The 25,725-nt window shown below is 64.4% G+C and carries 24 protein-coding genes and 1 riboswitch; of the genes, 11 read left to right on the forward strand and 13 right to left on the reverse strand.

The genetic code is table 11. The features are described from left to right. The first annotated feature begins 415 nt into the window (after window positions 1-415). Window positions 416-501: riboswitch (cyclic di-GMP riboswitch) on the forward strand. Between the two features lie 93 nt (window positions 502-594). From ACB033_RS16750 to ACB033_RS16760, 3 genes are all read left to right on the forward strand, one after another. Beyond that, window positions 595-918: a hypothetical protein gene (locus ACB033_RS16750; RefSeq protein WP_005308345.1), complete on the forward strand. Its 324-nt coding sequence runs from the start codon at window positions 595-597 to the stop codon at window positions 916-918. A 488-nt stretch (window positions 919-1,406) separates the two neighbouring features. Beyond that, a complete protein-coding gene (locus ACB033_RS16755) occupies window positions 1,407-4,154 on the forward strand; it encodes a collagenase (protein WP_371140634.1) in 2,748 nt (915 codons plus the stop codon). 166 nt (window positions 4,155-4,320) lie between these two features. After that, the gene (locus ACB033_RS16760; RefSeq protein ID WP_371140635.1) at window positions 4,321-5,259 is read left to right on the forward strand and encodes a vancomycin high temperature exclusion protein; all 939 of its coding nucleotides are present in this window, start codon (window positions 4,321-4,323) and stop codon (window positions 5,257-5,259) included. 53 nt (window positions 5,260-5,312) lie between these two features. Here the strand turns inward: ACB033_RS16760 and ACB033_RS16765 are convergent, their stop codons facing one another. Both ACB033_RS16765 and ACB033_RS16770 read right to left on the reverse strand, forming a co-directional pair. Then, complete coding sequence (locus ACB033_RS16765) at window positions 5,313-5,927, reverse strand: superoxide dismutase (protein WP_336289802.1); 615 nt, start codon at window positions 5,925-5,927, stop codon at window positions 5,313-5,315. Between the two features lie 21 nt (window positions 5,928-5,948). Next, window positions 5,949-6,374: a hypothetical protein gene (locus ACB033_RS16770; RefSeq protein ID WP_010635274.1), complete on the reverse strand. Its 426-nt coding sequence runs from the start codon at window positions 6,372-6,374 to the stop codon at window positions 5,949-5,951. Window positions 6,375-6,665: 291 nt separating this feature from the next. Here ACB033_RS16770 and ACB033_RS16775 point away from each other — a divergent pair, with 291 nt between their 5' ends. Next, entirely contained in the window at window positions 6,666-7,577 is a 912-nt protein-coding gene (locus ACB033_RS16775) for a triacylglycerol lipase (RefSeq protein ID WP_005308335.1), read from the forward strand. Then, window positions 7,574-8,317: a lipase secretion chaperone gene (locus ACB033_RS16780; protein WP_371140636.1), complete on the forward strand. Its 744-nt coding sequence runs from the start codon at window positions 7,574-7,576 to the stop codon at window positions 8,315-8,317. Before ACB033_RS16775 ends, ACB033_RS16780 begins: the two co-directional genes overlap by 4 nt. Before the next feature lie 64 nt (window positions 8,318-8,381). Here the strand turns inward: ACB033_RS16780 and ACB033_RS16785 are convergent, their stop codons facing one another. The 3 genes from ACB033_RS16785 to sgrR are packed head-to-tail and all read right to left on the reverse strand — an operon-like array spanning window position 8,382 to window position 11,291. Then, window positions 8,382-9,095 (reverse strand): hypothetical protein, encoded by a 714-nt coding sequence (locus ACB033_RS16785; protein ID WP_371140637.1) that lies wholly within the window; start codon window positions 9,093-9,095, stop codon window positions 8,382-8,384. A 31-nt stretch (window positions 9,096-9,126) separates the two neighbouring features. Next, complete coding sequence (locus ACB033_RS16790) at window positions 9,127-9,522, reverse strand: thioesterase family protein (RefSeq protein WP_017783630.1); 396 nt, start codon at window positions 9,520-9,522, stop codon at window positions 9,127-9,129. Window positions 9,523-9,557: 35 nt separating this feature from the next. Beyond that, window positions 9,558-11,291 (reverse strand): HTH-type transcriptional regulator SgrR, encoded by a 1,734-nt coding sequence (gene sgrR / locus ACB033_RS16795; RefSeq protein ID WP_371140638.1) that lies wholly within the window; start codon window positions 11,289-11,291, stop codon window positions 9,558-9,560. A gap of 100 nt (window positions 11,292-11,391) precedes the next feature. On the opposite strand from sgrR, the gene ACB033_RS16800 reads away from it, so the two are divergent. The 3 genes from ACB033_RS16800 to ACB033_RS16810 all read left to right on the forward strand — a co-directional run bounded on the left by ACB033_RS16800 (window position 11,392) and on the right by ACB033_RS16810 (window position 13,706). Then, complete coding sequence (locus ACB033_RS16800) at window positions 11,392-11,568, forward strand: hypothetical protein (RefSeq protein ID WP_017764594.1); 177 nt, start codon at window positions 11,392-11,394, stop codon at window positions 11,566-11,568. A gap of 130 nt (window positions 11,569-11,698) precedes the next feature. Continuing rightward, window positions 11,699-12,967 carry an O-acetylhomoserine aminocarboxypropyltransferase/cysteine synthase family protein gene (locus ACB033_RS16805; RefSeq protein ID WP_010635281.1) on the forward strand — a complete coding sequence of 423 codons (1,269 nt, stop codon included), beginning with the start codon at window positions 11,699-11,701 and terminating at the stop codon, window positions 12,965-12,967. 109 nt (window positions 12,968-13,076) lie between these two features. Continuing rightward, window positions 13,077-13,706, forward strand: a complete 630-nt coding sequence (locus ACB033_RS16810) for a glutathione S-transferase family protein (RefSeq protein WP_017783632.1) — start codon at window positions 13,077-13,079, stop codon at window positions 13,704-13,706. A gap of 139 nt (window positions 13,707-13,845) precedes the next feature. Here ACB033_RS16810 and ACB033_RS16815 read toward each other — a convergent pair whose 3' ends face one another. Further along, window positions 13,846-15,021: an iron-containing alcohol dehydrogenase gene (locus tag ACB033_RS16815; protein ID WP_082179402.1), complete on the reverse strand. Its 1,176-nt coding sequence runs from the start codon at window positions 15,019-15,021 to the stop codon at window positions 13,846-13,848. A 167-nt stretch (window positions 15,022-15,188) separates the two neighbouring features. Then, entirely contained in the window at window positions 15,189-15,641 is a 453-nt protein-coding gene (locus ACB033_RS16820) for a hypothetical protein (RefSeq protein WP_005308316.1), read from the reverse strand. A 467-nt stretch (window positions 15,642-16,108) separates the two neighbouring features. On the opposite strand from ACB033_RS16820, the gene ACB033_RS16825 reads away from it, so the two are divergent. Next, window positions 16,109-17,581 (forward strand): C69 family dipeptidase, encoded by a 1,473-nt coding sequence (locus tag ACB033_RS16825; protein ID WP_139726467.1) that lies wholly within the window; start codon window positions 16,109-16,111, stop codon window positions 17,579-17,581. Window positions 17,582-17,642: 61 nt separating this feature from the next. On the opposite strand, the gene ACB033_RS16830 is transcribed toward ACB033_RS16825, so the two are convergent. The 3 genes from ACB033_RS16830 to ACB033_RS16840 are packed head-to-tail and all read right to left on the reverse strand — an operon-like array spanning window position 17,643 to window position 19,167. Then, complete coding sequence (locus ACB033_RS16830) at window positions 17,643-18,389, reverse strand: SDR family oxidoreductase (protein WP_139726468.1); 747 nt, start codon at window positions 18,387-18,389, stop codon at window positions 17,643-17,645. A gap of 56 nt (window positions 18,390-18,445) precedes the next feature. Continuing rightward, complete coding sequence (locus tag ACB033_RS16835) at window positions 18,446-18,691, reverse strand: DUF3624 domain-containing protein (RefSeq protein ID WP_139726469.1); 246 nt, start codon at window positions 18,689-18,691, stop codon at window positions 18,446-18,448. Between the two features lie 17 nt (window positions 18,692-18,708). Continuing rightward, the gene (locus tag ACB033_RS16840; protein ID WP_005308308.1) at window positions 18,709-19,167 is read right to left on the reverse strand and encodes a GNAT family N-acetyltransferase; all 459 of its coding nucleotides are present in this window, start codon (window positions 19,165-19,167) and stop codon (window positions 18,709-18,711) included. A gap of 186 nt (window positions 19,168-19,353) precedes the next feature. Here ACB033_RS16840 and ACB033_RS16845 point away from each other — a divergent pair, with 186 nt between their 5' ends. Continuing rightward, complete coding sequence (locus ACB033_RS16845) at window positions 19,354-20,796, forward strand: RimK family protein (RefSeq protein ID WP_139726470.1); 1,443 nt, start codon at window positions 19,354-19,356, stop codon at window positions 20,794-20,796. A 24-nt stretch (window positions 20,797-20,820) separates the two neighbouring features. After that, window positions 20,821-21,348: an MgtC/SapB family protein gene (locus ACB033_RS16850; protein WP_010635289.1), complete on the forward strand. Its 528-nt coding sequence runs from the start codon at window positions 20,821-20,823 to the stop codon at window positions 21,346-21,348. Between the two features lie 50 nt (window positions 21,349-21,398). Here the strand turns inward: ACB033_RS16850 and ACB033_RS16855 are convergent, their stop codons facing one another. From ACB033_RS16855 to ACB033_RS16865, 3 genes are all read right to left on the reverse strand, one after another. After that, window positions 21,399-23,018: an alpha-amylase family protein gene (locus tag ACB033_RS16855; protein ID WP_162519990.1), complete on the reverse strand. Its 1,620-nt coding sequence runs from the start codon at window positions 23,016-23,018 to the stop codon at window positions 21,399-21,401. 125 nt (window positions 23,019-23,143) lie between these two features. Then, complete coding sequence (locus ACB033_RS16860) at window positions 23,144-25,111, reverse strand: TonB-dependent copper receptor (RefSeq protein ID WP_139726472.1); 1,968 nt, start codon at window positions 25,109-25,111, stop codon at window positions 23,144-23,146. A 245-nt stretch (window positions 25,112-25,356) separates the two neighbouring features. After that, on the reverse strand, window positions 25,357-25,614 hold the full coding sequence (locus tag ACB033_RS16865) for a DUF2442 domain-containing protein (protein WP_139726473.1): 258 nt from the start codon (window positions 25,612-25,614) through the stop codon (window positions 25,357-25,359). Between the last annotated feature and the right edge of the window lie 111 nt (window positions 25,615-25,725).

A 25,725-nucleotide genomic window follows, 5' to 3' on the forward strand; every position in this document is an offset into this window, starting at 1 on the left:
GTAATCAGGTAATCAGGTAATCAGGTAATCAGGTAATCAGGTAATCAGGTAATCAGGTAATCAGGTAATCAGGTAATCAGGTAATCAGGTAATCAGGTAATCAGGTAATCATTCTAACCAGGTTCCGTGTACGATGTGAAATACAAATAAGCCACCTTGCATTGTCCCCTTGCTCAACCAAAAGGTTACACCTGCTAATATTAATGGTCGTCGACAAAGAACTGTCTAACTCGACTGTTATCAATATTGACAAAGGGGATAACAATGAATTTCTCAAGATATTCATTCAAAAATAACATCAATAAAAACAGCCGTTTACCCTTGAGAATGGAGAATAAAAAACTATTTGTGACCGATACCCCACACTTTTTTATGTGTGATTGATTTCTCAAAGTGCGATGTTATCATCTAGACATAGAGTAAAGGGCAAACCGATCGAAAGGTCGGGACGCAAAGCCACCGGTCTAAGGGTTCATAACCTAAGACAGCGGAGCTGCCATCTGAGAAGAGCGATGTCATCAGCTGTATCTGTGTCATTCTCTTTGATTGCGTTGCCCTTTTCGTACAACGACATGTGACGAAAAGGACATAAAAATGAACACTTCCACCGCTTCCGTTCGCAACAGCGCCATCCGTTTTGCCTCTTCTGCCGCCGCAGCCATGCTGCTGGGTGCCGCTTTGTTGCCTGCTACTGCCTCCGCCTACGATGGCAGCGTCACCTTCACCGGTACCATCTACGAAGCCCCCTGTGACTTCGCCGACAACAGCGTGACCTGCTACTCGGGCACCCAGCGTCAGACCATGGATCTGGCCAGCCTGCAGCAAGCTGGCAGCCTCAATACCATCAGCAGCACCATGCAGTACAAGCTGTCTGCCGGCAGCAGCAACATGGCCATAGTGACCGTCAGCTACCTCTGATCCCGTCACTTCTGTCACCCGCCCGAGGTTGTTCATTGCCTCGGGCGGATCTGCTCGCTCCGTGAAGGGTGAGCACCCACTGCCATGTTCAGGCAGCGGCTGTTAACACCTGCTCGCCACTCGCCATCACTCTCCCATTTTCTGCGTCCATACCGAGCGCAGCCAGCTGCCTTCTCACTACGCCCCCCAACTTTCTGCTCAGACAAGTCAGCACTTTTTCTGCGTGTTAGCCGGCTTCGCATTGTCGCGACGCCACATGACCAGCACATCTCAAACGAGACTTTGATCACAGTTGCCAGCCTCAGACTGAGATCCCCCCCAGATGGCAGATGAGTCCTTGCTATCAACCAGGCCCCCAATGGGGCTCACTTTGTTTTGATTCAATCTAAATAAATGATTTATATGGCCTGATTGGTGGGTTGATATCCTTTTGGAGCTGAATAGATTGCACGCGTCAATCACGCAGACAATCAAGCAAAGGGATAAAAATGAACAATCTGGGTACCAGGTTGCTGCTGCTGGCAGCACCGGGCCTGCTTGCCACTTCGGCGCTGGCCAACTACTCCCCCTCCGACTGGCAACAGTATCAACTCAAAGGTGAATCCAGCCGTCAGCTGGGGGATCAGCTCACCGAAGTGACCTACGAGCTGAGCGCCCGCAGTGGCGACGCCCCCTATCAACAGCTGAGGGTGTATCGTCGCTTCGACTGGAGCGAAGCCAACCTGGCCGCACTGGCAGAACAGCAGTGCGGCGAACCCCAGCTCAAGATCGAGCAGGGCTGGCAGATCCGCTACCTCAGCTGTGAAGAGGTGGTACCGGCCGGCAAGGCTGTCCCGGCCAGCAGCTATGACTTTGGCTACGGCATGAAGCAGGGCCGCTGGGAGCCCCTGGCAGGTACCCCGACCGCGCCGCGTCAGGATCGTCTGCCGCTGGCGGAGCGGGTCATCCTGGGTCACAGCGAGCAGGAGCTGGCTCGCTGCGAGCTCAACGCCGAGGGGCGCTGCGCCGAGCAGGCATGGCAGTACCAGCCGCAAAACTGGCAACAGTTGAAGGTACTGGAAGAGACCCCCAACGAGCGGGATGGCCGCCTCGAGCAGATCTTCTTCCGCCTGCAGCCGGTTGCGGGCAGCCAGGCCGCCCGTCAGGTGAGCGAGCTGCACGTCTGGCGCCAGTACACCTGGTTGCTGGAACAGGCCAAGACCCAGCAGGAGTGCGATGAACCCCAGACCCGTCAGGAAGGGGACAAGACCATCAGCTATCGGGTGTGCCGCCAGACCCTGCCCGCCGGCAGCGAGGTACAGGTGGTCTTGAAGGACACCGGCTATCAATACCCGGTGGGGGGCAGCGAATGGCAGACCCTGCCGGAAACAACCGAATGGCAGGAGAGCCGGGTGCTCAATCGCCCCATCATGCTGGCCAGCAAGGAGGAGCAGCTCGACTGCCGCCGTGCCGACGGCCGCGCCTGCTCCGAGCCGGATCTGCCCGATACCGATCTGCTGGACGCCGAAGCGGCCAGGATAGTGCAGGATGCCAGTGGCCAGCCCGCCCCTGTCTGGCAGGAGAACTATGGTCACGACGATGCCAAGCTGCTGGCCGTGTCCCGCGGCATCCAGAGCCTGTTGGCGGCCAATCAGCCGGCCCATCCGGCCATGAAGCTGCTGCTGGAATACGTGCGTGCCCACAACTACCACAACTACGGCAAGCACAAGGAAGACGGCCCGGCCGCCGCCGAGGCGCTGGCCGAGGCGCTGACCGCGCTCGGTGCCCATCCGCTGCTCTTCCCGGAGCAAGCCACCGATGAGGTGGGCTCCGTGATCGGTGCCTGGAGCATCGCCCTGCACGGCCAGTTCAAGAGCCCGGCAGTGCAGAGCCGCTTTGGCACCCTGCTCGGTGAGTTCAACCAGATGCTGGCCTACAGCACCCGCCATGCCAGCGAGATCAACGGCCAGCACGCCTGGGCGACCGGCCTGTTCGATCTGCTCAACTTCCTCGACTTCGCCAGCGACTACAGTGATCCCTTCGCCAACGACTTCCGCCAGCAGGATGGCGAGCTGCGCAAGCAGCTGCACGCCCTCGGCATGAGCGAGCTCGCGTTGTGGAAAGGTCGGGATGGCGCCGATCTGTTCTTGCTCAACAACGTGCTGGATGCCTACACCCGCCTCTACCGGGTCGCCCGCTATACCCGCCCGGACGAGCTCGACGGCTACCGCAAGCTGCTGGATGACTCCGTCATCGCCCTTGTTCGCCACCACGACCTGATCCCCGGTGGTCAGCAGAGCCAGGATCTGCTGGAAGACATGTCGCTGACCCTCTCCACCTACTACCTGACCTACACGGACCGCACCAGCGAAGCCTGCATCAGCGGTGACTTCGCCGGGCTCTGCACCCCGATCCGGGTGGAGGACGTGCTGCCGTTCGAGCACACCTGCTCGCCGACCCTGCGCCTGCGAGCCCAGGATCTGACCATGGATCAGGCCGAGGGGATCTGCCGTGAACTGGGCGCCGAAGAGCAGCAGTTCCACCAGCAGATGGAAACCGGCTGGCAACCGGTGGCGGACGATCACAACGAGGCACTGGAGCTGGTGATCTTCGACTCCTCCGCCGACTGGAAACGCTACGGCAGCGCCCTGTTTGGTGGCGTCTCCACCGACAACGGCGGTATCTACATTGAGGGAGATCCGGCTCGCCCCGGCAACCAGGCCCGCTTCTTCGCCTACGAGGCGGAGTGGAAGCGTCCTTCGTTCCAGGTGTGGAACCTGCGCCACGAGTACGTGCACTACCTGGACGGCCGCTTCAACCAGTACGGCAGCTTCGGCCACTACCCGCTCAACCGCACCACCTGGTGGTCGGAAGGGCTGGCGGAATTCATCGCCCACGGCCAGTGCTTCGCCCGCGGTCTGGACAACGTCGCCGGCCGCCCGGCAGGGGATCGTCCGGCCCTGGCCGACATCCTGCACCTGGATTACGACAAGGGCGGCGAGATGGTCTACTCCTGGTCCTACACGGTGCATCGTTTCCTGAACGAGACCGGTCGCGGCGCCAGCTGGCTGGCCATGGCCCAGGCCCTGCGCAACCCGGATCAACAGCAGGCGATGAGCGCCTTCGAAGCCGAGCTGGACCAGCTGATTGCCAATGACAGCGAGGCCTACCAGCAGTGGCTCGGCCGCGAGCTGCTGCCCTGGTGGGAGGCCAACAAGGACTCCGACGAGTGCAAGGCCAACGACTCCTCCCACTGAGACGCTGGCATCAATACTCAAGGGCGGCCATGGCCGCCCTTTTTATTGGAGGATGATAAGCGGCACAGGATCAATCAGTTAGCCACTCCCGCCATGCGACAACCTCTGCCCGAGTGACGCCATCTGCGGTCATCAAGCCTGACGCGCGGCGGCAACTTGTAATAGAATGACCCCCTGTCATCTCTTACTTCAGACCCGAACCGCACCGCGCATGAAGAAGTTTGCCAAGATCCTGCTCGCCTGCCTCTGCCTGTTGCTGGCCTCTGCCGCCGCCCTGCTTGGCTACAGCGAGTGGACCGTCTCGGACGCCCGTCACTACACCTATGACGACGTCAATGCGGTGCCCTACAACCGGGTCGCCCTGGTGCTCGGCACCTCCAAATACCTGATTGGCGGCAGCCCGAACCACTACTTCAAATACCGGATCAAGGCCGCCGCCGAGCTCTACAACAACGGCAAGGTGGACTACATCCTGGTCTCCGGCGACAACGCCACCGTGCAGTACAACGAACCGCGCCAGATGCGGCGGGCCCTGATCCAGGCCGGCATCCCGGCCAGCGCCATCTATAGCGACTACGCCGGTTTCCGGACTCTGGATTCCATCGTGCGGGCCAAGGAGGTGTTCGGCCAGGCCCACTTCACCGTGGTCTCGCAGGCTTTTCACAACGAGCGCGCCATCTTCATCGCCCGCCATTTCGGCATCGAGGCGGTCGGCTTCAACGCCGTGGATCCCAGCGCCTATCAGGGCATCAAGACCCGGGTGCGCGAGGTGTTCGCCCGCCTGATGGGGCTGCTCGACCTCTACGTGCTGGACAAGGGACCCAAGTTCCTCGGCGAGCCCATCGTCATCGGCGGCCCGGTTCCCTGCCAGGCGTTGAGCACCATAGGCGCTAGCCAACCCTGCCTGCCCATCAAGCCGCCCTCTCATCAGCCGAAGGCCAAGCCGGCAGCGGTGGTGAGTGCAGCAACTGCCACCAGTGCGGCGGCCGCAACCAGCGGTGCCCAGGCCACCAGTGCAGCCGTGCCGAGCGAAGCCACTCCCTTAGAAACTCCGGCTGCCGCCAGTGCGGCCCCGCCAACCGGCAGCGTGCAGACCCCTCAATAAAAGAGACCCGCCATCAGGCGGGTCTCTTTTATTGGGCTTGGTATTTCCAGCGTTCAGGCCAGCGCCGCCACGTAGCGCCGCGCCACCTCATTCCAGTCGATCACCTTGTAAAACGCGGCTATGTAGTCGGGGCGCTTGTTCTGGTACTTGAGGTAGTAGGCGTGCTCCCACACATCCAGCCCCAAGATGGGCACCAGCCCATCCTGCAGGGGGCTGTCCTGGTTGGCGCTGCTCACTACCTGCAGCTTGCCGCTGCGATCGACCACCAGCCAGGCCCAGCCGCTGCCAAAACGGCTCAGGGCGGCCTGGGTAAAGGCCTGTTTGAAGGCCTCAAACCCGCCCAGATCCCGCTGGATCGCCGCAGCCAGCTCGCCGGCCGGCTCGCCACCCCCCTGCGGGCTCATCACCCGCCAGAACAGGCTGTGGTTGGCGTGGCCGCCGCCGTGATTGCGCACGGCGCCCTGCACTTTGGCAGGCAGGCTGTCGAAGCGGGCAAGCAGCGCCTCCACCGGCAACGCCGCCAGTTCGGGGTGATCGGCCAGCGCCGCATTGAGGTTGTTGATGTAGGTCTGGTGATGGCGACTGTGATGGATCTCCATGGTCAGCGCGTCGATGTGGGGTTCCAGTGCATCGTAGGCATAGGCAAGGGCAGGCAGGGTATGGCTCATGGTCACCTCTGTTTATTGTGATTAATGCAGTTGCGGGGCTGGCTCGGTCTGGCACAGACACTGGCCGAGGCAGCGGCGGATGCCGTCGTGGCTGCCGTGCTTGCGCACGAAGGCGAGCAATTCGGTATGGGTGCTGCGGGTGTGGCGCAGGGCGGCATCCCGCAGGGCGCCGGAGCTGGCGGGGGACTGGCTGGTGGCGAGCAGGCAGTCGTGGATGTGACACAGCAGGTCGGCGGCCCGATCCGGCAGCGCCATCGCCACCAGCAGATCCGCCAGGTTGTGGTGGGCCACCACCAGCGCGGCCACCGCCTCGTCCACATCGTGCCAGTCGGCAAACTGCTGGCGGGCCAGCCACAGCGCCTGCTGATAGCAGGAGAGCGCCTTGGCGTGCTCACCGGCATCGAAATGGCGGTTGCCGCTCATGGTCTGCACCTTCCAGTGCACCATGCTGCTGTCGCTCTCCCCCGTCCCTACCCAACCTCTTACCCAGCTTGCCGACATAGGCTCCAACACCACAAATGATAATAATTATTATTTAACTTATGTGAGGGGCGAACACAAGGGATAGTTGTGCTGGCACAGCCAACAGCCCTGCCCATATGGGTAGGGCTTTTTTGAATCTGTCTATTTGGTGATCATTTGCACAGATGCAAACGTCCCGTTCCGCCATGCTGGTCGGTATCGGCATGATGCCGGTGGCTGCCGCTGCGGCAGTCTCTCTTCACAAGGATGGACAAGATGAAAAAATGGCTATTGGTGCTGTTGTGCGCCCTGCCCATGCTGGGCCAGGCGGCAGGTTATACCCAGACCCGCTACCCCATAGTGCTGGTGCACGGCCTGTTCGGCTTCGACAAGCTGCTCGGGGTCGACTACTTCTACGGCATCCCCCAGGCGCTGACCCGGGACGGCGCCAGGGTCTACGTGGCCCAGGTCTCCGCCACCCAGAGCTCGGAACTGCGCGGTGAGCAGCTGCTCAAGCAGGTACAGCAGGTGCTCGCCATCACCGGGGCGGAGAAGGTGAACCTCATCGGCCACTCCCACGGCGGCCCCACCATTCGCTACGTCGCCTCGGTCGCCCCCGAGCTGGTCGCCTCCGCCACCAGTGTGGGCGGGGTCAACTACGGCTCGGAGATCGCCGATCTGGTGCGCGCCAACGTGGCACCGGGCTCGGTGGCCGAGAAGCTGGCGGTGGCCGCCGCCTCGGCCCTGTCCGGGGTCATCTCGCTGCTCTCCGGGGGCAGCCAGCTGCCGCAGGATCCCCTCGCCGCCCTCGACGCCCTCACCAGCGCCGGCGCCCAGCGCTTCAACCAGCGCTATCCGGAAGGGCTGCCCAGCCAGTATTGCGGCGAAGGGCCCATGCAGGCTGCCAACGGGGTCTACTACTTCTCCTGGAGCGGGCGCGGCACCATGACCAACATCCTGGATCCGGTGGATCCGGCGCTGGCGCTGACCGGCAGCTTCTTCAAGGAGCCCAACGACGGCCTGGTCGGAGTGTGCAGCAGCCACCTCGGCAAGGTGATCGGCACCGACTACCGGATGAACCATCTGGACGAGGTGAACCAGTCGTTTGGCATTCGCCACCTGTTCGAAACCGACCCGGTCGGCCTCTATCGCCAGCACGCCAACCGCCTGCAGAGACTGGGGCTATGAACAAGGCATGGCTGATGGCTGCTTTGCTGGGAGCGGCCCTGCTGCTGGGGGGTTGGCAGCTGTGGCCCGCCCCGAGCCCCGACTCGGCCGCCCCCTTGGCGCAAGAGGCCGAGCCGGTCTCCCCCCTGGCCCGGCAGACCGCCTCCTCATCCGATGAGCACTCTCTGCAGGCTCGCTATGAGGCCTTTCTTGCCGCCGAAAGCAGCCTGACGGTGCCGACCGATCCGGGCCTGGCCAGCCTGCAGGTGCTGTTCGACGAGCGCGAGCAGTTGCGCCAGCAGAGCTTCACCCCGGCCGAGCAGGAGCAGCTGTTTGCCGAGGATCGGCTGATGGAGCTGTGGACCCTGCGCCGCAAGGCGCTGGCGGAGGCCAGCGATGCCGACAAGCCGCTGCTGGCGAGCGAGCTCGAACTCTGGCTGGCGGAGCAGCCCCAGTGGTTTCGGGAGGCGGAGGCCAACAGCCGCCTGCTCGGCGATCTGCAGAGTCTGGAGCGGCTGCCGGCGGCCGAGCGCGACACAATGCTGCGCGAGCAGCTGGGGCCGGAGGCGGCGGACCGGCTGCACCAGTTGACGGAGAGTCAGCAGGGGTTCGAGCAGCAGCTGGCCGGCTATCTGGCCGAACTCAAGCCTCTACCCGCCGAGCGGCGGGCCGAACAGCAGCCGGAGATCCTGGCGCGCTGGTTCGAGCCCGGCCAGTGGCGACGGGTGGAAGCCCTCACCCGGCTCAGGCTGGGTGAGTAACCGCCAAAATAACCAAAATAAAAAGGAGCCCACATCTGGGCCCCTTGCTTTGCTGCAACCGTACTTACTGCGGCTTGTTGGCCCCCGGCAGCGGCTGCCAGGTGAGGCGGGTCACCTGGGCTCCCTGCACCTCGCACTTGAGGCTCAGATCCTGCCACCCCTTGTCACGGCGCAGGGAGACTTCCCCCTCGATGCCCTCGGCACGGCCCTTGAGCTTGGCCTGCTCGAAGGTCACCTTGTCGCCACCTGCCAGCGCCATCAGCTTGCCGTTGCAGAGCCAGTGGGCGAGCTCCGCCCCCTTGAGCTTGACGCCCCCCTTGGCCGCCTTCTGTTCGGCGGCGCTCGGCGCAAACAGCTGGCCCAGCTCGGCCGCCCGTTTGGTGAGCCAGACTTCCCGCTGCTGCATGCTCATCTTGCTGACGAACTCGGCGGGCTGTCCTTTCTCGTCCAGCCACCGGGTCAGCTTGCCGCTGTCGTCAAAGGCAAACTGGGCGGCGGGCTCCTTCACCCCGAACAACTTGCCGCCCTTGAAGTAGTAACGGCTCTCCCCTTCCTGCTTGCCCTGCTCGTTCATGATGGGCACGGCGATGATGACGGGAGCACCATCCACCCAGGCCTTGATGTCTATGCCGTCGTGGCTGAACAAACGGGTATCGAGGGCGCTCTCGGCCCCCTTTTCCATCAGGGAGAACTGCTCGGCGAGGGAGGCCGCCATCGAAGGCAGGGAGCAGAGCCCCAGTCCCAGGCCGAGGCTCAGGGCGATCACGGTATTGCGCATAAGTGTCCTGTGATTGGCCGAAGGGCCAAGGTTAGCTTTCTATCAGCCAGGCCCGCAGCTCCTCCCGGTGGCGATCGCTCAGGGGGATGGACTGGCGGGACTGGTAGTCAAAATGGATCAGGGTGGTTTCGGCGGTCACCGCCAGTTCGCCCTCCTGCCAGGCCTCCTGCCAGAGCGTGAAGGAGCTGGAGCCGATGCGGCGTACCCCGGTTTTGATCAATACCTGCTGGCCGTAGAACAGCTCCCGTTTGAACTGTACCGTGTAGCCCGCGATGATCAGATGCCAGTTGTGCACATCCAGCTCGGGGGAGAAGATGCGAAACAGCGGGTCGCGGGCCGACTCGAACCAGACCGCCGGCACCGTATTGTTGATGTGGCCGAGGGCATCTGTCTCTTGAAAACGGGGTTGGATCTGCATTTCCAGCATGGATATCGACTCCTTGTCGTTGGACCGCGCTCAGGCTAACGCGGCCCGCCTCTGGACTCAAGCTCCCCCGTCGTATCGCCGGCGCCGACGGCCAGCTCCGGGCGCAGCCAGGCGCTGCGAAAATCGAACCAGCCGAGCGCCGTCATCCGCACCCCGTGCACGCCGACCCGGCTCTCCAGCTCCAGCCAGTGGTGAAACAGCGGCACGAACCAGCCCTGCCGCTGCACATTTGCCAGCAGCGCCCGCGGCCCCGGCTCCTCGCCGCTGGCACGCCACTGCGTCAGCCCCTGCCACAGGCCATGCTGGCCGCCCCACACCTTGCGCAGCAGCGGGGTACCTTGCAACCAGGCGTAGGGGGCGAAGGCGTGTTCGTGCTCCAGGTTGAGGGTGCCGAGCCAGAGATCCACGTCCTCGTCCGCCCCGCTCACCCAGCGGCCGTAATCCAGGGTGCGTACCTCGAGCTCGATGCCCTGCTCTGCCAGCAGGCTGCTCATGGCGTTGGCACACTCGTTGAACTCCAGGTGCTGGTTGAAGCAGGCCAGCACCAGCTGACGTGGCCGCCCGGCCGGCGCCGGCAACGGGGCCGGCTGCGCCTCCCGCCAGTGGGGCAAGAGACCCAGCGCACTGGTCCAGCCCCGCTGCAGCTCGGGGGCGACCCGCGCCATCAGGGCGATGGGGTTGAGCAGGCCGGCCAGCCACTGGCGCAGGGCGGGATCCTGCAGGGCACCGGAGCGCTCATCCTGCAGCAGGAAGTAGCAACCCGATTCGAGCTCGGACTCGCCACGCATGGTGCCGAGCTCCGGGCTGTCACGCCCCAGTTGCAGGTGGCTCTCCAGCCGCTCCGCCAACTCTGGCAGCATCCAGATGTCGATCTCGTCGAGCAGGGCGCGCAGACCGAAGTAGTCGTCGAATGCCTCCAGGCACAGGTGCATGGGATCGTTGGCGGTCACCCGATAGGGGCCGGTGCCCACCGGCTGCAGGGCAAAGCCCGCCTCCCCCTTGAGCTCGCGCGGCAGGATGACGGCCACCGGCTCCGCCAGCAGGTGGGGCAGCAGGGGATCCGGGCTGTCGAGGTGCAGATCCAGGGTGCGCGGCCAGGGGCTCTCCAGCCGTGCCAGATGGGCGAACAGCGGACGATCCCGCAGGCTCTGCAGGCTCTCCGTCACGTCCTCCACCACCAGCTCGCGGCCGTGGTGAAAGCGCACCGCCGGCCTCAGGTAGAAGCGCCAGTGGCAGGGGCCGAGGCACTCCCAGTGGTGGGCGAGATCCCCCTCGATTTCCCCATTTTCCTCATTTCGCCGGGTCAGGCCGTTGAAGATCTGGCGGCTCAGGTGGATTTCGGAGCGGCGCAGCGGGCCGGTGGGCAGCAGTTGGGGCAGTGGCCGGTAGTAGGGCACCCGCAGGATCTGGCGCCCTGCCCGGGTGGCCTGGCCGAGCTGTTCGATAAGCAGCGGGGTGAGCAGATCGAGGCGATCTTCCGCCAGCCGCACCGCCTGAGCCAGCTGGCCCTGGCTCAGCAGCTCCCGCAGTCGGCGCCGGGTCAGGCTCTCCTGGTTGTCCAGCAGGGTGAGGCGGGAGCGCCGCCCCCGCCCGGCCTCGGCGGACCAGCCGAGCCAGCCCTGCTCCTGCATGCGGCGCAGCAGCAGGCGGGCGTTGCGCGGGGTGCAGCAGAGCAGATCCGCTACCTCGGCGAGGCTGATTTCCCGCTCGTCGCAGCCGAGCTGCTGGGCGAGCCGTTGGAATTGCTGGTAGAGGCGGCTGGTGGGCATAAAAGAGGAAATCCTTGCTCTGAAAGTCATCAGTTTTTACTTCCGCATTTTAGCTCAATACTGCTGGCGAACGTGAGAACCACAGCACAGGAGCATCATCATGAGCCACGCCAACCCCATCAAACCGAACCGGATCCAGCAGATCCTGCGCCGTTACTTCAAGCGGATCCTGCCCCGCCCGCTGCCGCTGATCGAGGATCCCATGAGCCAGCTCAACCGTCTGATGCAGTGGGACATGCACCAGATCGACGACAAGGAGTATCGCCGCCGCCTCTGAGCCGACCTCCCCCACGCCCCGACGAGATTGCTTTGCCGGATCTGATGGTTTACATCGGCCAAGGGCCTGATAGATTGGACGTCTATCCATCTATGACTGCTATCCAGCAACATCCAACAAGGAGTGTGTGATGAAAGATGCGACCCTGGCCCTGCACCACGGCTTTGCCAACGACCCCACCACCAAGGCCGTTGCCGTGCCCATCTACCAGACGGTGGCCTACGAGTTCGAGAGCGCCCAGCACGGGGCGGATCTGTTCAACCTGGCGGTGCCTGGCAACATCTACACCCGCATCATGAACCCCACCAACGATGTGCTGGAGCAGCGAATGGCCGCGCTGGAGGGCGGGATTGCCGCGCTGGTGGTCTCTGCCGGTTCCGCCGCCATCACCTATGCCATCCAGGCGCTGACCGCCGCCGGCGACAATATCGTCTCCACCCCCCAGCTCTATGGCGGCACCTACACCTTGTTCGCCCACATGCTGCCAAGCTTCGGGGTCGAGGTGCGCTTCGCCAAGGATGACAGCGCCGAGGCCATCGCCGCCCTCATCGACGACAAGACCAAGGCGGTCTACTGCGAGAGCATCGGCAACCCGGCCGGCAACATAGTGGACATTGCCGCCCTGGCCAAGGTGGCCCACGCCCGCGGCGTGCCGCTCATCGTCGACAACACGGTCGCCACCCCGGTCTTGTGCAAACCCATCGAGCACGGCGCCGATATCGTGGTGCACAGCCTGACCAAATATGTCGGCGGCCACGGCAACTCGCTGGGGGGCGTGGTGGTCGACTCGGGCAAGTTCCCCTGGGCGGATCATGCCGAGCGTTTCCCCCAATTGACCCAGCCTGAGCCCTCCTATCACGGGGTGGTCTACACCGAGGCCTTTGGTCCGGCCGCCTTCATCGGGCGGGTGCGCACCGTGCCGCTGCGCAATACCGGCGCGGCGCTGGCGCCGATGAACGCCTTCCTGCTGCTGCAGGGGCTGGAGACTCTGAGCCTGCGCATGGAGCGCCACGTGGACAACGCCCTGCAGGTGGCCCACCACCTCAAGCATCACCCCAAGGTGGCCTGGGTCAGCTACGCCGGGCTGCCGGGTCACCCCCACTACCTGCTGGCGGAGAAGTACATGGCCGGCCGCCCCTCGGCCATCCTCTCGTTCGGCCTGAAGGAGGGCTATGAGGCGGGCGTGCGCTTCTACGATGCGCTCAAGATCTTCAAGCGGCTGGTCAACATCGGCGACGCCAAGTCGCTGGCCTGCCACCCCGCCTCCACTACCCACCGCCAGCTCAGCGAAGAGGAGCAGGCTAAGGCCGGGGTGAAACCTGAGATGATCCGGCTGTCGGTGGGGATCGAGGCCATCGAGGACATACTGGCGGATCTGGATCAGGCGCTGGAGGCCTGACGCAATCGGTGCGGGAGCGGGCATCAGCCCGCTTTTTTTTAGCTGCAGCGGTGAACCCGTCGCCGCGCCGCTGCGTACTACCGCTTCTTGTCACTGCGTCGAGGTATTCATGATAGTCCTGCACCACCTGAACAAATCCCGCTCCCAGCGCATCATCTGGCTGCTCGAAGAGCTGGGCCTGCCCTATGAGATCAAGGCCTACCAGCGCGATGCCGCCACTTTTCTGGCACCGCCCGAGCTCAAGGCCGTCCACCCCCTCGGCAAGTCGCCGGTCATCGAGTTTGACGGCCGGGTGCTGGCGGAATCCGGTGCCATCACCGAATACCTGATCGCCCGCCACGCCCCGGGCCGGCTGGCGCCGGCCGCCGACAGCCCGGACTATGCCGAGTACCTGCAGTGGCTCCACTTCGCCGAGAGCTCCGGCATTCTGCCGCTGCTGCTCGACATGTTCGTGCGCAAGGACGGCAGCCCGATGCGCTTCCTGCCGGACTACGCCAAAGCCGAGTGCGCCAAGGTGCTGGGTTATCTCGATGAGGTGCTGGCAAGCCGCCGCTATCTGGTGGCCGATCGCCTCACCGGCGCCGACATCCTGAACTCCTTTCTGGTGGATCTGCTGGCGCAAAGCGGTCAGCTGGCCCAGTTCCCGCACCTGCAGGCTTACTGGCAGCGGCTCAACACTCATCCGGCACGCCAGAAGGCGGCGGCGCTGGAGCGCGAGCTGGACCGCAGCGCCGAGTAAGCGTTCGTCGCCACCATGCAAAACGCCCCGATGATCGGGGCGTTTTCTTTTCCGTAGGTCAGCCGGTGAGCAGAGGGCGTGAGAGAGGATCCTGGCTGCACTTGTTGTCCGGATCGCCCCTTGGCCAAGGGCCTCAGGCCTAGAGGGCGTGAGAGAGGATCCGCGCCACCTTGTCGGGATCTATGTCCTGCTGCTCCCCGAGGGCGGTCAGGCCGAACAGCTTGAGGTTGGAGCAGATCCCCGGGATGCAGCGCGCATCCAGGCCATAGTCGGCGAGGCGGGTACCCACCCCCATCTGCTGGAAGAACTGCTCGGTGCGGATGATCGCCTCCTCGATGCGCAGCGCCTTGTCCTCGCGGCTGGAGTGCCACACCCGCTCGGCGAACTGGGCCAGCTTCTCCTGCTTCTGGGCCGCTTGCTCCCGCAGCAGGGAGGGCAACACCACCGCCAGGCTCTGGGCATGATCCAGCCCGTGCAGGGCGGTGAGCTGGTGACCGATGGCGTGGGTGGACCAGTCCTGCGGCACGCCACGGCCGATGAGGCCGTTGAGGGCCAGGCTGGCCGCCCACATCAGGTTGGCACGCACCTGGTAGTTGGTGGGCTCCGCCAGCGCCCGCGGGCCGTTGTCCACCAGCACCTGCAACAGGCCTTCCGCCAGCCGATCCTGCACCTCACCCCCCACCGGGAAGGTGAGGTACTGCTCGAGGATGTGGACGAAGGCATCCACCACCCCGTTGCCCACCTGGCGCGGCGGCAGGCTGTAGGTGGTGGTGGGATCCAGCACCGCAAACACCGGCTGCACCAACGGGTTCATGAAGGAGAGCTTGGCCTCCCCCCGGCTCACCACGGCGGCCGGGTTGCTCTCCGAGCCGGTGGCCGGCAGGGTCAGCACGCAGCCGAGCGGCAGCGCCGCCTTGACGGGGGCCTTGTGCAACAGGATCTCCCAGGGATCGTCCCCCTCGAAGCGGGCCGCGGCGGCCACGAACTTGCTGCCGTCCACCACTGAACCACCACCCACCGCCAGCAGGAAGTCGATGCGCTCGCGCTTGACCAGATCCACCGCCTCCATCAGCTGGTCGTACTGGGGGTTGGCCCCGATGCCGGGGAACTCCAGCCACTCCCGGCCTGCCAGCGCCTGGGTCAGCTGGTCATAGACCCCGTTCTGCTTGATGCTGCCGCCGCCGTAGAGCACCAGCAGGCGGCTGCCGGCCGGGATCAGTTCGGGCAGTTTGGCGATCTGGCCTTCACCGAAACAGACGCGGGTGGGATTGGCATATTGGAAGTTGTACACGGCAAAGCCCTCGGTTGAATGCATGCAGAGGGATTGTGCGCCTGTGGCCCCCACAGGTCAAAGAACGCGGGCACGCCCTCACATTGCACCGCGGATGCGGGTTGCCGGCAGGGCCGCTCATCCACTGTGGTCAGCGGGGGCAAGGGCTTGCCCCCGCTGACCATGGATTGCCGTTCGAGTCATTCCGCTGCTCAGGCGCTCTTGCTCTCTTCCTTGCTGCTCTTCTTGCCGGTGAGGCGGTCCATGGCGTCTTGCAGCATGGCGTCCCGCTGCTCGTTCAACGGCTTGCTCTGCTCCGCCCGCTCCTCGGCGCTCAGCTGCTTGTTGTCGGCAATCGCCTTGAGCTTCTCTTCTATCTCGTTGAACTGCTTGCGATCAAAGCCGAGCGCCTTGTCCACCAGCTGCTGCAGCACGCCCCCCTTGTCGGAACTCATGTCGAGCGCCGGCGGCAGCTTGCTGTTCTTGGCCAGGTGTTCATAGGTCAGCGCCTGCTGGGCCTGGCCGGTTATCCGTTGGGAGGAGAGGTTGACCAGATCTTCCCAACCGCCGCCACCCTGACCGCTGTCGGCGCTGCTGAGGGTCGCGAGGGCGCGATTGTTGGAGGCGCTCTGGGCAAGCTGCTGGCTGTAGGGTTTGATATCCATGGGGGCTCCAGTCTGCATGCCAAACCGGCATGACGAGGTCGCTGATTCGATGGTATGAGGCACCAGGCCCCATCATTGGCAATAAAACCAGCAAGTTGCAGGCCAACTTGTCAGGCTGGGCGAAATCCCCACCGTGGCGAGCCCGCAGCCGGTCACGGCCCAGATGACGGCGTCAGAATCATGACTCATCCGCTGCTTTCATCCCGATTTCCGACACATACAACTACCTATAAAACTCCTCGCCACATAAACAGCAGGAACGCCTTGCCGATCACAAAACAAACAACCAGTGAGGCATACAATTTTGGCGCACCATCGGGCAAGCAAGCAGCGTTATGGATGATATGTTTGCGAAATCAACCAGATGCAGACCTGTCTACCGTCGGATCCCCGACCCCAGTCCGGTCACTCCCGGCCGCTTCTCCCGCCCCCTGACGCGCATCCACCGCAACCTTTCGGGCATAACCATGAAAAAACACACCTTGAGTCTTCTCTCCGCCACCCTGCTCACCCTGCTTGGCACCAGTGCCGACGCCTGTACCGGCCTTATCGTCGGCAAGGGTGCCAGTGCCGATGGCAGCGTGATGATCGCCAGAAACGAGGATTTTGGCGTCAACAACTGGAACAAGTACCTCGCCTTCCGGCCCGCACAGCAGAACGAGGGCAAGACCTGGAAACTGGGTAACGGGCTGGAAGTGCCCATGCCCAAGACTTTCTTGGCCTACTCCGCCATCCGTGACTGGGATGCCGCCGGCAGCGACCCGGACGGCAAGTATTACGAGGAGCGCGGCATCAACGAGTTCAACGTCGCCATTTCGGCCACCACCAGTGCCGAGGTCAACGACAAGGCCCGGAAAGCCGATCCGCTGATTGAGAAGGGGGTCATCGAGGCCATCATCCCCACCCTGATCCTGCCGCAGGCCAGGACGGCCAAAGAGGGGGTCGAGCTGCTTGGCCGCTATGTGGAGCAATATGGCGCCGGTGAGGGCAACAGCCTCTATCTGGCGGATGTGAACGAGGCCTGGCTGATGGAGATAGGCTCCGGCCACCACTGGATCGCGGTGCGGGTGCCGGACGACAGCTACGCCATAGTGGCCAACGGCCTGCGCATCCATGGCGTCAATCTCGACGGCGCCGACGTGCTGCACTCGCCCAGACTGCTGGAGTTCGTGCGCGAGCACAAACTGCTGGATAAGGCCGACCCGAAAGAGTTCAACTTCGCCAAGGCATTCGGGGTGATTGCCGACCCCTACAACGTGGATCGGGAGTGGCTCGGCCAGCAGATGCTGACGGCCTCTCACAAGCAGCCAACCCGCCAGGCGCAGTACCCGCTCTTTATGAAGCCGGATGCCCCCATCGCCGTGCCGGACGTGGCCAGGCTGCTGAGCGCCACCTATGAGGGCACCCCGCTGGCGGGCAAGGCAGAGCGGCCGATCCGCATCGATCGCCAGCTCGAATCCCACGTCATCCAGCTGCGCAAGGAGATGCCCAAAGAGCTGCAGGGGCTCATCTGGCAGAGCTACGGCGTGCTGGCCGAATCCGTGATGGTGCCGCTCTACAACACGCTGGAGTCCTATCCCCTGCCCTATCGCAGCGGCAGCGACAGCTACTCCGATGATTCCGCCTACTGGCAGTTCCGCAGCCTGACCGCGCTGGCCAGCGCCGATCCGGACAAATACCTGCCGCTGCTGCGCGGCATCTGGAGCAAGGAGAGCAGCAAGCTCTACAAGGAGGTGGCCCTGCTCGACCAGAGCCTGAAGCAGGCCTATGCCGGCGACAAGGCCACCGCCATCGGGCTGGCATCCGACTACTCCTATGGCCAGCTGGAGAAGAGCTATCAGATGGCCAAAGAGTTGCGCTACAAGCTGATGACGGATCTCACCAAGCGCACCGAGCAGAAGTATTCGCCGGAGGAGTTCAAGAAGATCATGAGCCTGTAAACCGGCCACCAAAACAGAGAGGCTCCCTTTGGAGCCTCTCTTGTTTCATCCGCAGCAGCCATCAGCGACGGCTGATATGGAGCGGGCCGAAGGTCTGCGCCACCGGCATGATCTCGATGCTGTTGATGTTGACGTGAGCCGGCTGCTGGCTGATCCAGAGCACGGTATTGGCGATGTCTTCCGGCTGGATCGCCTGCACGCCCTGATAGACGGTGGCCGCCTTGGCGTCGTCACCGTGGAAGCGCACGTTGGAGAACTCGGTGCCACCGCACAGACCCGGCTCCACGTTGGTGACGCGGATGGCGGTGCCCGCCAGATCGGCGCGCAGGTTGAGGCTAAACTGCTTCACGAACGCCTTGGTGGCGCCGTAGACGTTGCCGCCCGGATAGGGGTAGGTGCCGGCGATGGAGCCGATATTGATGACGTGACCGCGATTGCGCTCGACCATGCCCGGCAGCAACAGGCGGGTCAGCAGGGTCAGACCGCTGATGTTGGTGGCGATCATCTGTTCCCAGTCCTCAAGGTCTGCCTTGTGGGCCGGCTCCAGCCCCAGCGCCAGCCCGGCGTTGTTGACCAGCAGATCCACCTCGCGCCACTCGGCCGGCAGCCCGTCGATGACGGCGCGGGTGGCCGCCTTGTCCTGCACGTCGAACACCAGCGGCAGGAACTGGGCGCCCAGCTCGTCGGCCAGGGCGGCCAGCCGTTCGGCGCGGCGGCCGGTGCCGATCACCTTGTAGCCCGCCTGCACCAGCTGACGGCTGATGGATTCACCAAAACCGGACGAGGCGCCCGTTACCATTGCAATCATCTGAACCTCCATATCTACAGCGCTATTGTTATTTATCTGTTTGAAATCAATCTGCTCTATTCGTCGCTCAATTCACGCCCGCTCGCCTTGCGCCAGATGAACACCAGCAGGTGGAGCAGGAACAGGCCCGAGCCCCCCAGCGCGAACAGCAGGCCGGTGAGGGCGTTGACCGAGGTGTCGGCGCCACACCACCACCAGACCAGCCAGCCGACCAGGCCGATGGCTAAGGTCTGGCCGGCGCAGACCGGGCAGCGCCCCAGCTTGGCCCTGATGGCAGTGGCGAGGCAGTTGTCGCAGCTCATCCCCTCTCTCCCTTCACTCAGGCCTGCTTCAGCGCCAGCACCAGCCGGTGGGCATGCTGACCGTGGCCATAATAATCCAGCAGCTTCTGCCTTGGCCGAAAACCCAGCCCGCGGTAGAGCGCCTGCGCCTCTTCATTGGCATCGCCCACCTCCAGCCGGATCGCCCCCCAGCCGGCCTCTTTGCCCTCCTGAATAACCTGCTCCAGCAGGCGGCGGGCCCAGCCCTGGCGGCGGATGGTCCAGCGGATGGCGAGAGTCTGGATGATCAGCCGATCCCAGCCCCTGTGCTCCAGCAAACAGAGGTAGCCCATCAGCTGCTCCTGCTGGTCCAGCACCAGCAGGGTACGCCCCTTGGCCTGGGTCAGCAGATAGTGCCAGCGGCTGCGGCCAAAGGCGACTTCGGGGGGAAAACAGTAGCGTTCCAGCTTAACGATGGCGCCCAGATCATCGGTCCGGGCCGCGCGCACGGTCAACACGGGGAATCCTTGTTCGGTTATTTATCTTCATCACCAAAAATGCGACTTGTATCACAAGTTACCAAGGCGGCATATTAGGCACTGTAACCTCTTGTTTCCCCTCGCGCCATTGTCGTGCTTGTCGGTGCATCGAAGCCCACTGGGGATCCTGCCGCTTAAGGCAGTTTCATCTGTGGAGCCGAAAAAATGAGTACCTACGTCATCGTCGAAGAGCTTGGCGACTGGCCCTGCCATGCCGATTATCTGCTGACCGCCCGCACCTACCTGCAACACGGGGTGCCCACCACCGGCGGCCGCCCCCGCATCATCAACCTCTGCCGCAATCTGGAGCACCTCGGCGCCGGCTACTACTGCTCGCTGCTGGCCCAGGCCCGCGGTCACCACTGCCTGCCGGGCCTGCAGGCCATCAGCCAGCTGCAACCCCAGCAGCCGCCGGCCAAGCTGTGGCGCAAGCTGCAGGGCTGGCTGGCCCAGCAGAGCGAGGATCGGATCCGGGTGCGCGCCATCTTCGGCCAGTGCGAGCAGAGCGAGCTGGCCGGCCTGGCCCGCTACTACTACGGCCTCAACCAGCTGCCGCTGCAGGAGCTGACCCTCAAGCGCGGCCGTCACGGCTGGTCGGTGCGCCAGCAGCAGAGCCTGTCGCCGCTGGCGCTGAGCCCAAGCGAGCAGACGCTGATGTTGCACCACGCCCAGGCGCTGGTGGGCACAGGTGACGAGGAGCAGGCGGCGCCTCTTTACCAACTCGCCATCCTGGTTGACCCCAACGACGGTCGCGCCAGCAGCGATACGCTGGCGCTGGAGCGCTTCATCCAGGCGGCCGCGGCCCAGGGGATCCGGGCCGAGATCCTGGCGCCGTCTGCCATCGAGCGGCTGCCGGAGTTCGACACTCTCTGGCTGCGATCCGAGACGGCGGTGGGCCACTACACCTTCGAGTTTGCCCGCCGCGCCGAGCAGCTCAAGATGCCGGTGATCGACAGCTCCCGCGCCATCCTCGCCTGCAGCAACAAGCTCTACCTCTACGAGCTGATGGTGCGCAGCGGCGTGCCCATGCCGCCCACCATGGTGGTGACCCGCCGCGGCCGCCACCACGTGGACGAACTGGTGCAGCGACTCGGCCTACCGCTGATGGTGAAGGTGCCCGATGGGGCGCAGGGGCGCGATCTGGCCATGGCCAGCGATGAGCAGCAGCTGGCCCGCCTGCTGGACGAGGGGCTGAGTCGCTCCGCCCTGCTGCTGGTGCAAAGCCAGATCCCCGCCGAGTTTGACTGGCGCATCGGCTTTCTCGACGGCTCGCCGCTGTTTGCCTGCCGCCGCTTCCGCCCCGAACCCGGCAACCGCATCCGCCGCCGCAAACACCCCCTCGACATGAGCCGCATCGAGGCGTTGCCGCTCAACGAGGTGCCGGAGCGGGTGTTGCAGACCGCCCGCCGCGCCGTCCATCAGCTCGGCAACGGCCTGTTTGGGGTCGATCTGCGCCAGCAGGGGCGTGACTACGTGCTGCTGGAAATCATCGACAATCCCTGGATACGTGGCGATATTGAAGACCGAGAGGCAAAGGACCTCTACGAGCGCCTCGCCCGGGCCTTCCGCCAGCGGCTGGAAAACCGGGGGCAGAGCGCGGCCGGATAACAAGCATCGAGAGCAGAGGTGGATATGATGACGACTGATTGGTGGGACATAGCGCCCCTTGGCTGGGAGAACATCCTGGTCTGTCTGGTGTGCGGCACCCTGGTGGGGCTGGAGCGGCAGTTGCGCGGCAAGCCGGTCGGCATCCGCACCTCCTCGCTCATCATCCTCGGCACCTACTGTTTTCTTGCCATCGGTGCCGCCGTCAGCCCCCAGAGCGCCGATCAGGCGCGGGTGCTGGGCCAGCTCATCACCGGCATCGGCTTTCTCGGCGCCGGGGTGATGATGACCCGGGATGGCCAGGTACTGGGTGTCACCTCCGCCGCCACCGTCTGGATGCTGGCGGCCCTCGGCGCCCTCATCGGCATGCAGATGCTGCACCAAGCGCTGCTGCTCACCGGCGTCACTCTCTCCATCCTGGTGGGGGTGGACTACCTGGAGACCAGCTTCAAAGGCCTGCGCCGCGGGGTACACAACCGGCTGGAGAGCTGGCGGCACGGCAACGGCCGGGCCGATCCCCATCAGGACGAGCTAGGCAGCGGCATCGAGAAGTAACGTCCCAATGAACAAGGGCTCCATCACGGAGCCCTTGTTGTTTACCAGCCTCAGCGCACCAGCAGGAAGCGGCCGGTGAGGGGCGGCAAGTCCACCGTCACGCTGCTGCCGCCGATGGCCAGGCGCTCGCCGCTCTGCAGATCCACCAGGGCGCTGGCACTGCGCAGCTTGCTGGCCGGCACCGCATAGCTCTGGGGCGTGGTGGAGACGTTGAGCAGGTAGACTACTTGCTCGCCCGCCGTCTGCTTGATGTCACCATAGACGCTGCCTTCGGCCACCAGCTTGACCCGTTCCCCCTGATAGAGGGCCGGATGGGCGGCGCGCAGGGCCAGCAGCTGGCTGAGCCACTGTTTCAGCTCGCTCTGCTCAGTGTTCGGCACGAAGCCGGTGACACCGGGCACCTTGCCATCGCTGCGGGCCACGTGATCGTCACAGAGCCCCTGGGCGGCGCAGTCGCCACCCACCTGCTGGGCAAAGCCAGGCACCTCGTCGCCAAACTCCTCGCCGTAGTAGAGGGTGATGGGGCCGGAGCGGGCCGCCAGGAAGCTGAAGGCCGCCTTGTGGCGCTGCCAGTAGTCCGCCGGATTCAAGTTGCCGCGCTCCAGCAGATCGCCGAAGCGCACCAGATCGTGGTTGCCCAGCATCAGGTTGGGCATGGCGTGGTCCGGGTAGTTCTCCACCTTGTTCCAGCTGGCGTCGAGCACGCTGGCCCCCTGCCCGCCCTTGCCGGACTCCTCCACCGCCAGTGCCTGCACCAGGCCGTAGCGCAGCGGGAAGTCGAACGCCGAGGAGAGCGCCGGGTTGTCGCTCGGCCCATACGCCTGGGCCCGGATCTCGTCGGCCCCTTTCCACACTTCCCCGACCATATAGCCGAGGGTGCCCCACTGCTGGCCGGCGGCCTTGCGCGCCGCGCTGGCTCGCTCCACCTCGCTGCGAATGGCGCGCCAGTCGTCAAGATCGAGCTGATAGGCCTGATCGAGGCGCCAGCCGTCGATGCCGTACTGCTCGACCCAGTAGCGGGCCACCTCCTTGAAGTAGGCGAGGCTCTCTGGCTGGCTGTAATCCACCAGCTGGCCCGGGTAGCCGGCACCGCCGCTCTTGAGGGCGGGCAGGCGCCCCGCGGGGGAGGGCTTGCTCACCCCCACCTTGCCCACGTGGCCGAACACCCCGTCTAGGAAGACGTAGAGACCGCGCTGATGCGCCCCGTCCACCAGTTTCTTGAGCTGGGCGTTGCTGCCGAAGTTGGGGTCCACGTTGAAGAAGTCGCAGGCGAAGTAACCGGTGGCATCCAGCCTGTCGTCTCCGCCCTGCCCCGCACAGGAGTCGAACACCGGGGTCAGCCAGATGGCATTGACGTTGAGGCTCTTGATGTGGTCGAGGCTGTCGATGATCCCCTGCAGATCGCCGTTGTGCTGGGAGGGGCCGTAGCCGACGCCGTAGTTGGCGCTGCCGTCGCCATCGACGAAGGACTCCACCATCACCTGGTAGGTGCGCAGGTTGCAGGCCGGCTGATCATCGCCGTAGCAGGCGCGGCTGGCGGTGGCCGGCGGCGGGTTGGTGACCGGGGGTTGCTGGGGCTCGCTGGAACCGCTCCCGCCTCCGCTGCCGCAAGCCGTCAGTAACAGGGCGGCCCCGATGAGGCCGCCACGACGCAACGTTCCTTGTTTCATTGTTATGTTCCCGCTGTGGTGGTATCGACGCCCAAAGCGCCGCACTGGGGCCATGATAGCGGCCCAGCCCGCACGGGTCTGTGACTGAAAACGTTACCCGATTCAGCCGGTTAGCTAATCCCCGCTCAGAGCACGCCGGCTGAGGCGAAGCGATAGCTTAGGGAGAGCCAGTAAGCACGGCCCGGCTCCGGGATGCGCCCCACCTGCTCGTAGCCCAGCCCGGCCTGACTGGCGTGCACCGACTTGGAGAGGTGCTCGTAGTAGAAGGTGTCGAACAGATTGTCCACCCCGGCCGACAGCTGCCAGCCCGGGTGGAACTGCCAGGCGGCGCTCAGGTTCATGGTGAAGAAGCCCGGGGTCTCCCCCTGATCCTGGCCGGCTACGGTGCCGGAACCCACATCCACCCGCTCCTGGGCGGCCACGGCGCGGCCCAGCAGGGTCAGGTTCCACGCCTCGGCTGGCTGCCAACCCAGCGCCAGCTTGCCATCGAGGGGCGGCATCTGGGCCAGCGGCTTGTTGTCGCTCTGGTTTTCACCGTAGACCACCGCCAGGCCGCCATCGAGACGCCACTGCTCGGCGAACTGCCAGCGCCCCTCCAGCTCGCCGCCGCGGGTCTGGGCGTCGATGTTGCGCACCTTGTTCGACTTGTTGTTGTAGAGCAGATAGTCCCGAATGTCGGCGCTGAACAGGGAGAGGGTCAGGTCCAGATCGCGGCTGCGCAGGGCCAGTCCCGCATCCCACTGGCGGCTGCGCTCCGGGTTGAGGGTGAAGGGCACGCTGTCCTTGCTGCGCTCCCAGTAGTCCGGCGCACGCTTGGCCTGACCCCAGGCCAGGTAGCTCGACCAGGCCGGCGACCACTGGTATTCGTAGCGGCCAAAGCCGCTGTCCAGAGTCAGGGTATCGCTGTAGAGGGTCTGATCCCCCGCGCCGTAACGGGTGGTCTCGACCCTGTCCTGCCGGTAGCCCCCTTTGTAGCTGTGGGCCCCCTGCTGACGGCCCAGCTCGGCAAAGCCCCCCTGCTGTTCGAAACGCAGGGTGCGCTGGCGCGGCTGGCTGGCGTAATCCACCCCGCTGCGGGCCCTGTGCTGATCCCGGTTGGCATCGATGCCGGCGGTCAGCAGCCAGTCGGCCGGCAGCGCTATGTCGTTGGCCCAGCGCCCGCCGGTGTTGCGCCGATCCGGGTTGGAGAGCATCTTCATGCCGCTGTTCGGCCGCAGGCTGAAGTTGTCCATGATGTGGTCGATGTCGTTGTCCCACAGGGTCAGCTCGCTGCGCTGCCAGTGGGTGGTGATCTGCTCCTGCCTGAGCTTGAGGCCGAAAGACTCCCGATCGAACATGGGGCCGTCCATGGTGCGATCCGCATAGGCGGCGCGGGCGTTGCTGCGCTCGGCGGTGAGTTCGAGCCAGGTGTGCTCGCTGGGCGTCCAACCGAGCTGGGCGGTGCCGTTCTCACGCCGGTAGAAGGAGCGCACCTTGTCGCCGTGGCCGTCGCGGTAGTCATCGCTGTCGGAGTGGGTGAACTGGCCGCGCAGATAACCCTGCGGTGCCCCCACGGTGGCATCCAGCATCTGGTCGTCGCGCCCGAAGCTGCCATAGAGCGCCGACGCCTCGGCCTTGACGCCGGGGGCAGTGAACTCGGGCCTGTCCCGCTCGAACAGCACGGTCCCCGCCAGCGTCGCCCCCTGCTCGAGGGATTGCGGCCCCTTCAGCACCCGGATCCGGTCGAAAGATTGAGGAAAGACGTAGGCGGTGGGCGGATCCATCCGGCCGCCGCAGCCGCCGGCCAGCATGCCGCCATCCATCTGCACGTTGAGGCGGGACATGCCCATCCCCCGCAGCACGGGATCGCCGCCCAGACCCCCCTTGCGCACCATGCTCATGCCGGTGACGTTCTTGAGGTAACCGGCGCCATCGGCCGCCGGCATGGGGGAGCCCGGTTTCTTGGGATCCAGGGTCACCTCCAGGGTGCTGGCGGGGCGACTGGCGACCACCACCATGGGTTCCAGCTGCTGAACGGTCTCCTGACCGGCGGCGCCGTGACAGGCGAGGCCACCCACCAGCAGGGCCAGCGGGGTGCGCATATGACAAGCCATACTCTTTCCTTATCTCTCTGTTTATGTTGTTGTTTTAATTCCAATTGCCAAACCATTCAGCTGCTAGAAGGTTTGCCGTCAGGCTGCAAAAAAGGCCTGCGGCGCGGTGGCGGCAAGCCCTGAGAAGCGAAACCAGGCTAGGGTTGGCAAAATGTTGCGCAGGTTTTACCCAAATTGGGTGAGGAAGGCAAACGCTCAAACATTCCCGTTACAGGAATCTTGTGATGGCTCACAAAAACAGGGAGTTAACTGAAAGCTTCCCGCTCGTCGATGGGCTTGATCAGGTGGTAGATCTCGTGAGCCGACAGAGTACAGCCGGCGGGCCACTCCAGCTGATGGTGACGATTGATGAAGACCCGGGCGAAGCGTCGCTCCGAATCCAGCGCCGCAAACAGCGGCTGGGTGCGCCAGGGGGCGAGATCCAGCGCTCCTGTGGTACCGTCTGAGAGCACCACGAACAGGCTCCACCCCTGCAAATACTCCACATCGATAAAGACCGGCATCCCTTCGGCTCCGATTGAGAAAAATCGGCGCCATTATAGATAAGCCCCCGCCCTCGCTTTGCAGGCAGGATCACAGTTTTTCCAGTCGTTTCTGCTGTCTGCAACCCTTGT

It is taken from the genome of Aeromonas sp. S15(2024), from assembly GCF_041402265.1.
Taxonomy (GTDB): Bacteria; Pseudomonadota; Gammaproteobacteria; order Enterobacterales; family Aeromonadaceae; genus Aeromonas; species Aeromonas dhakensis.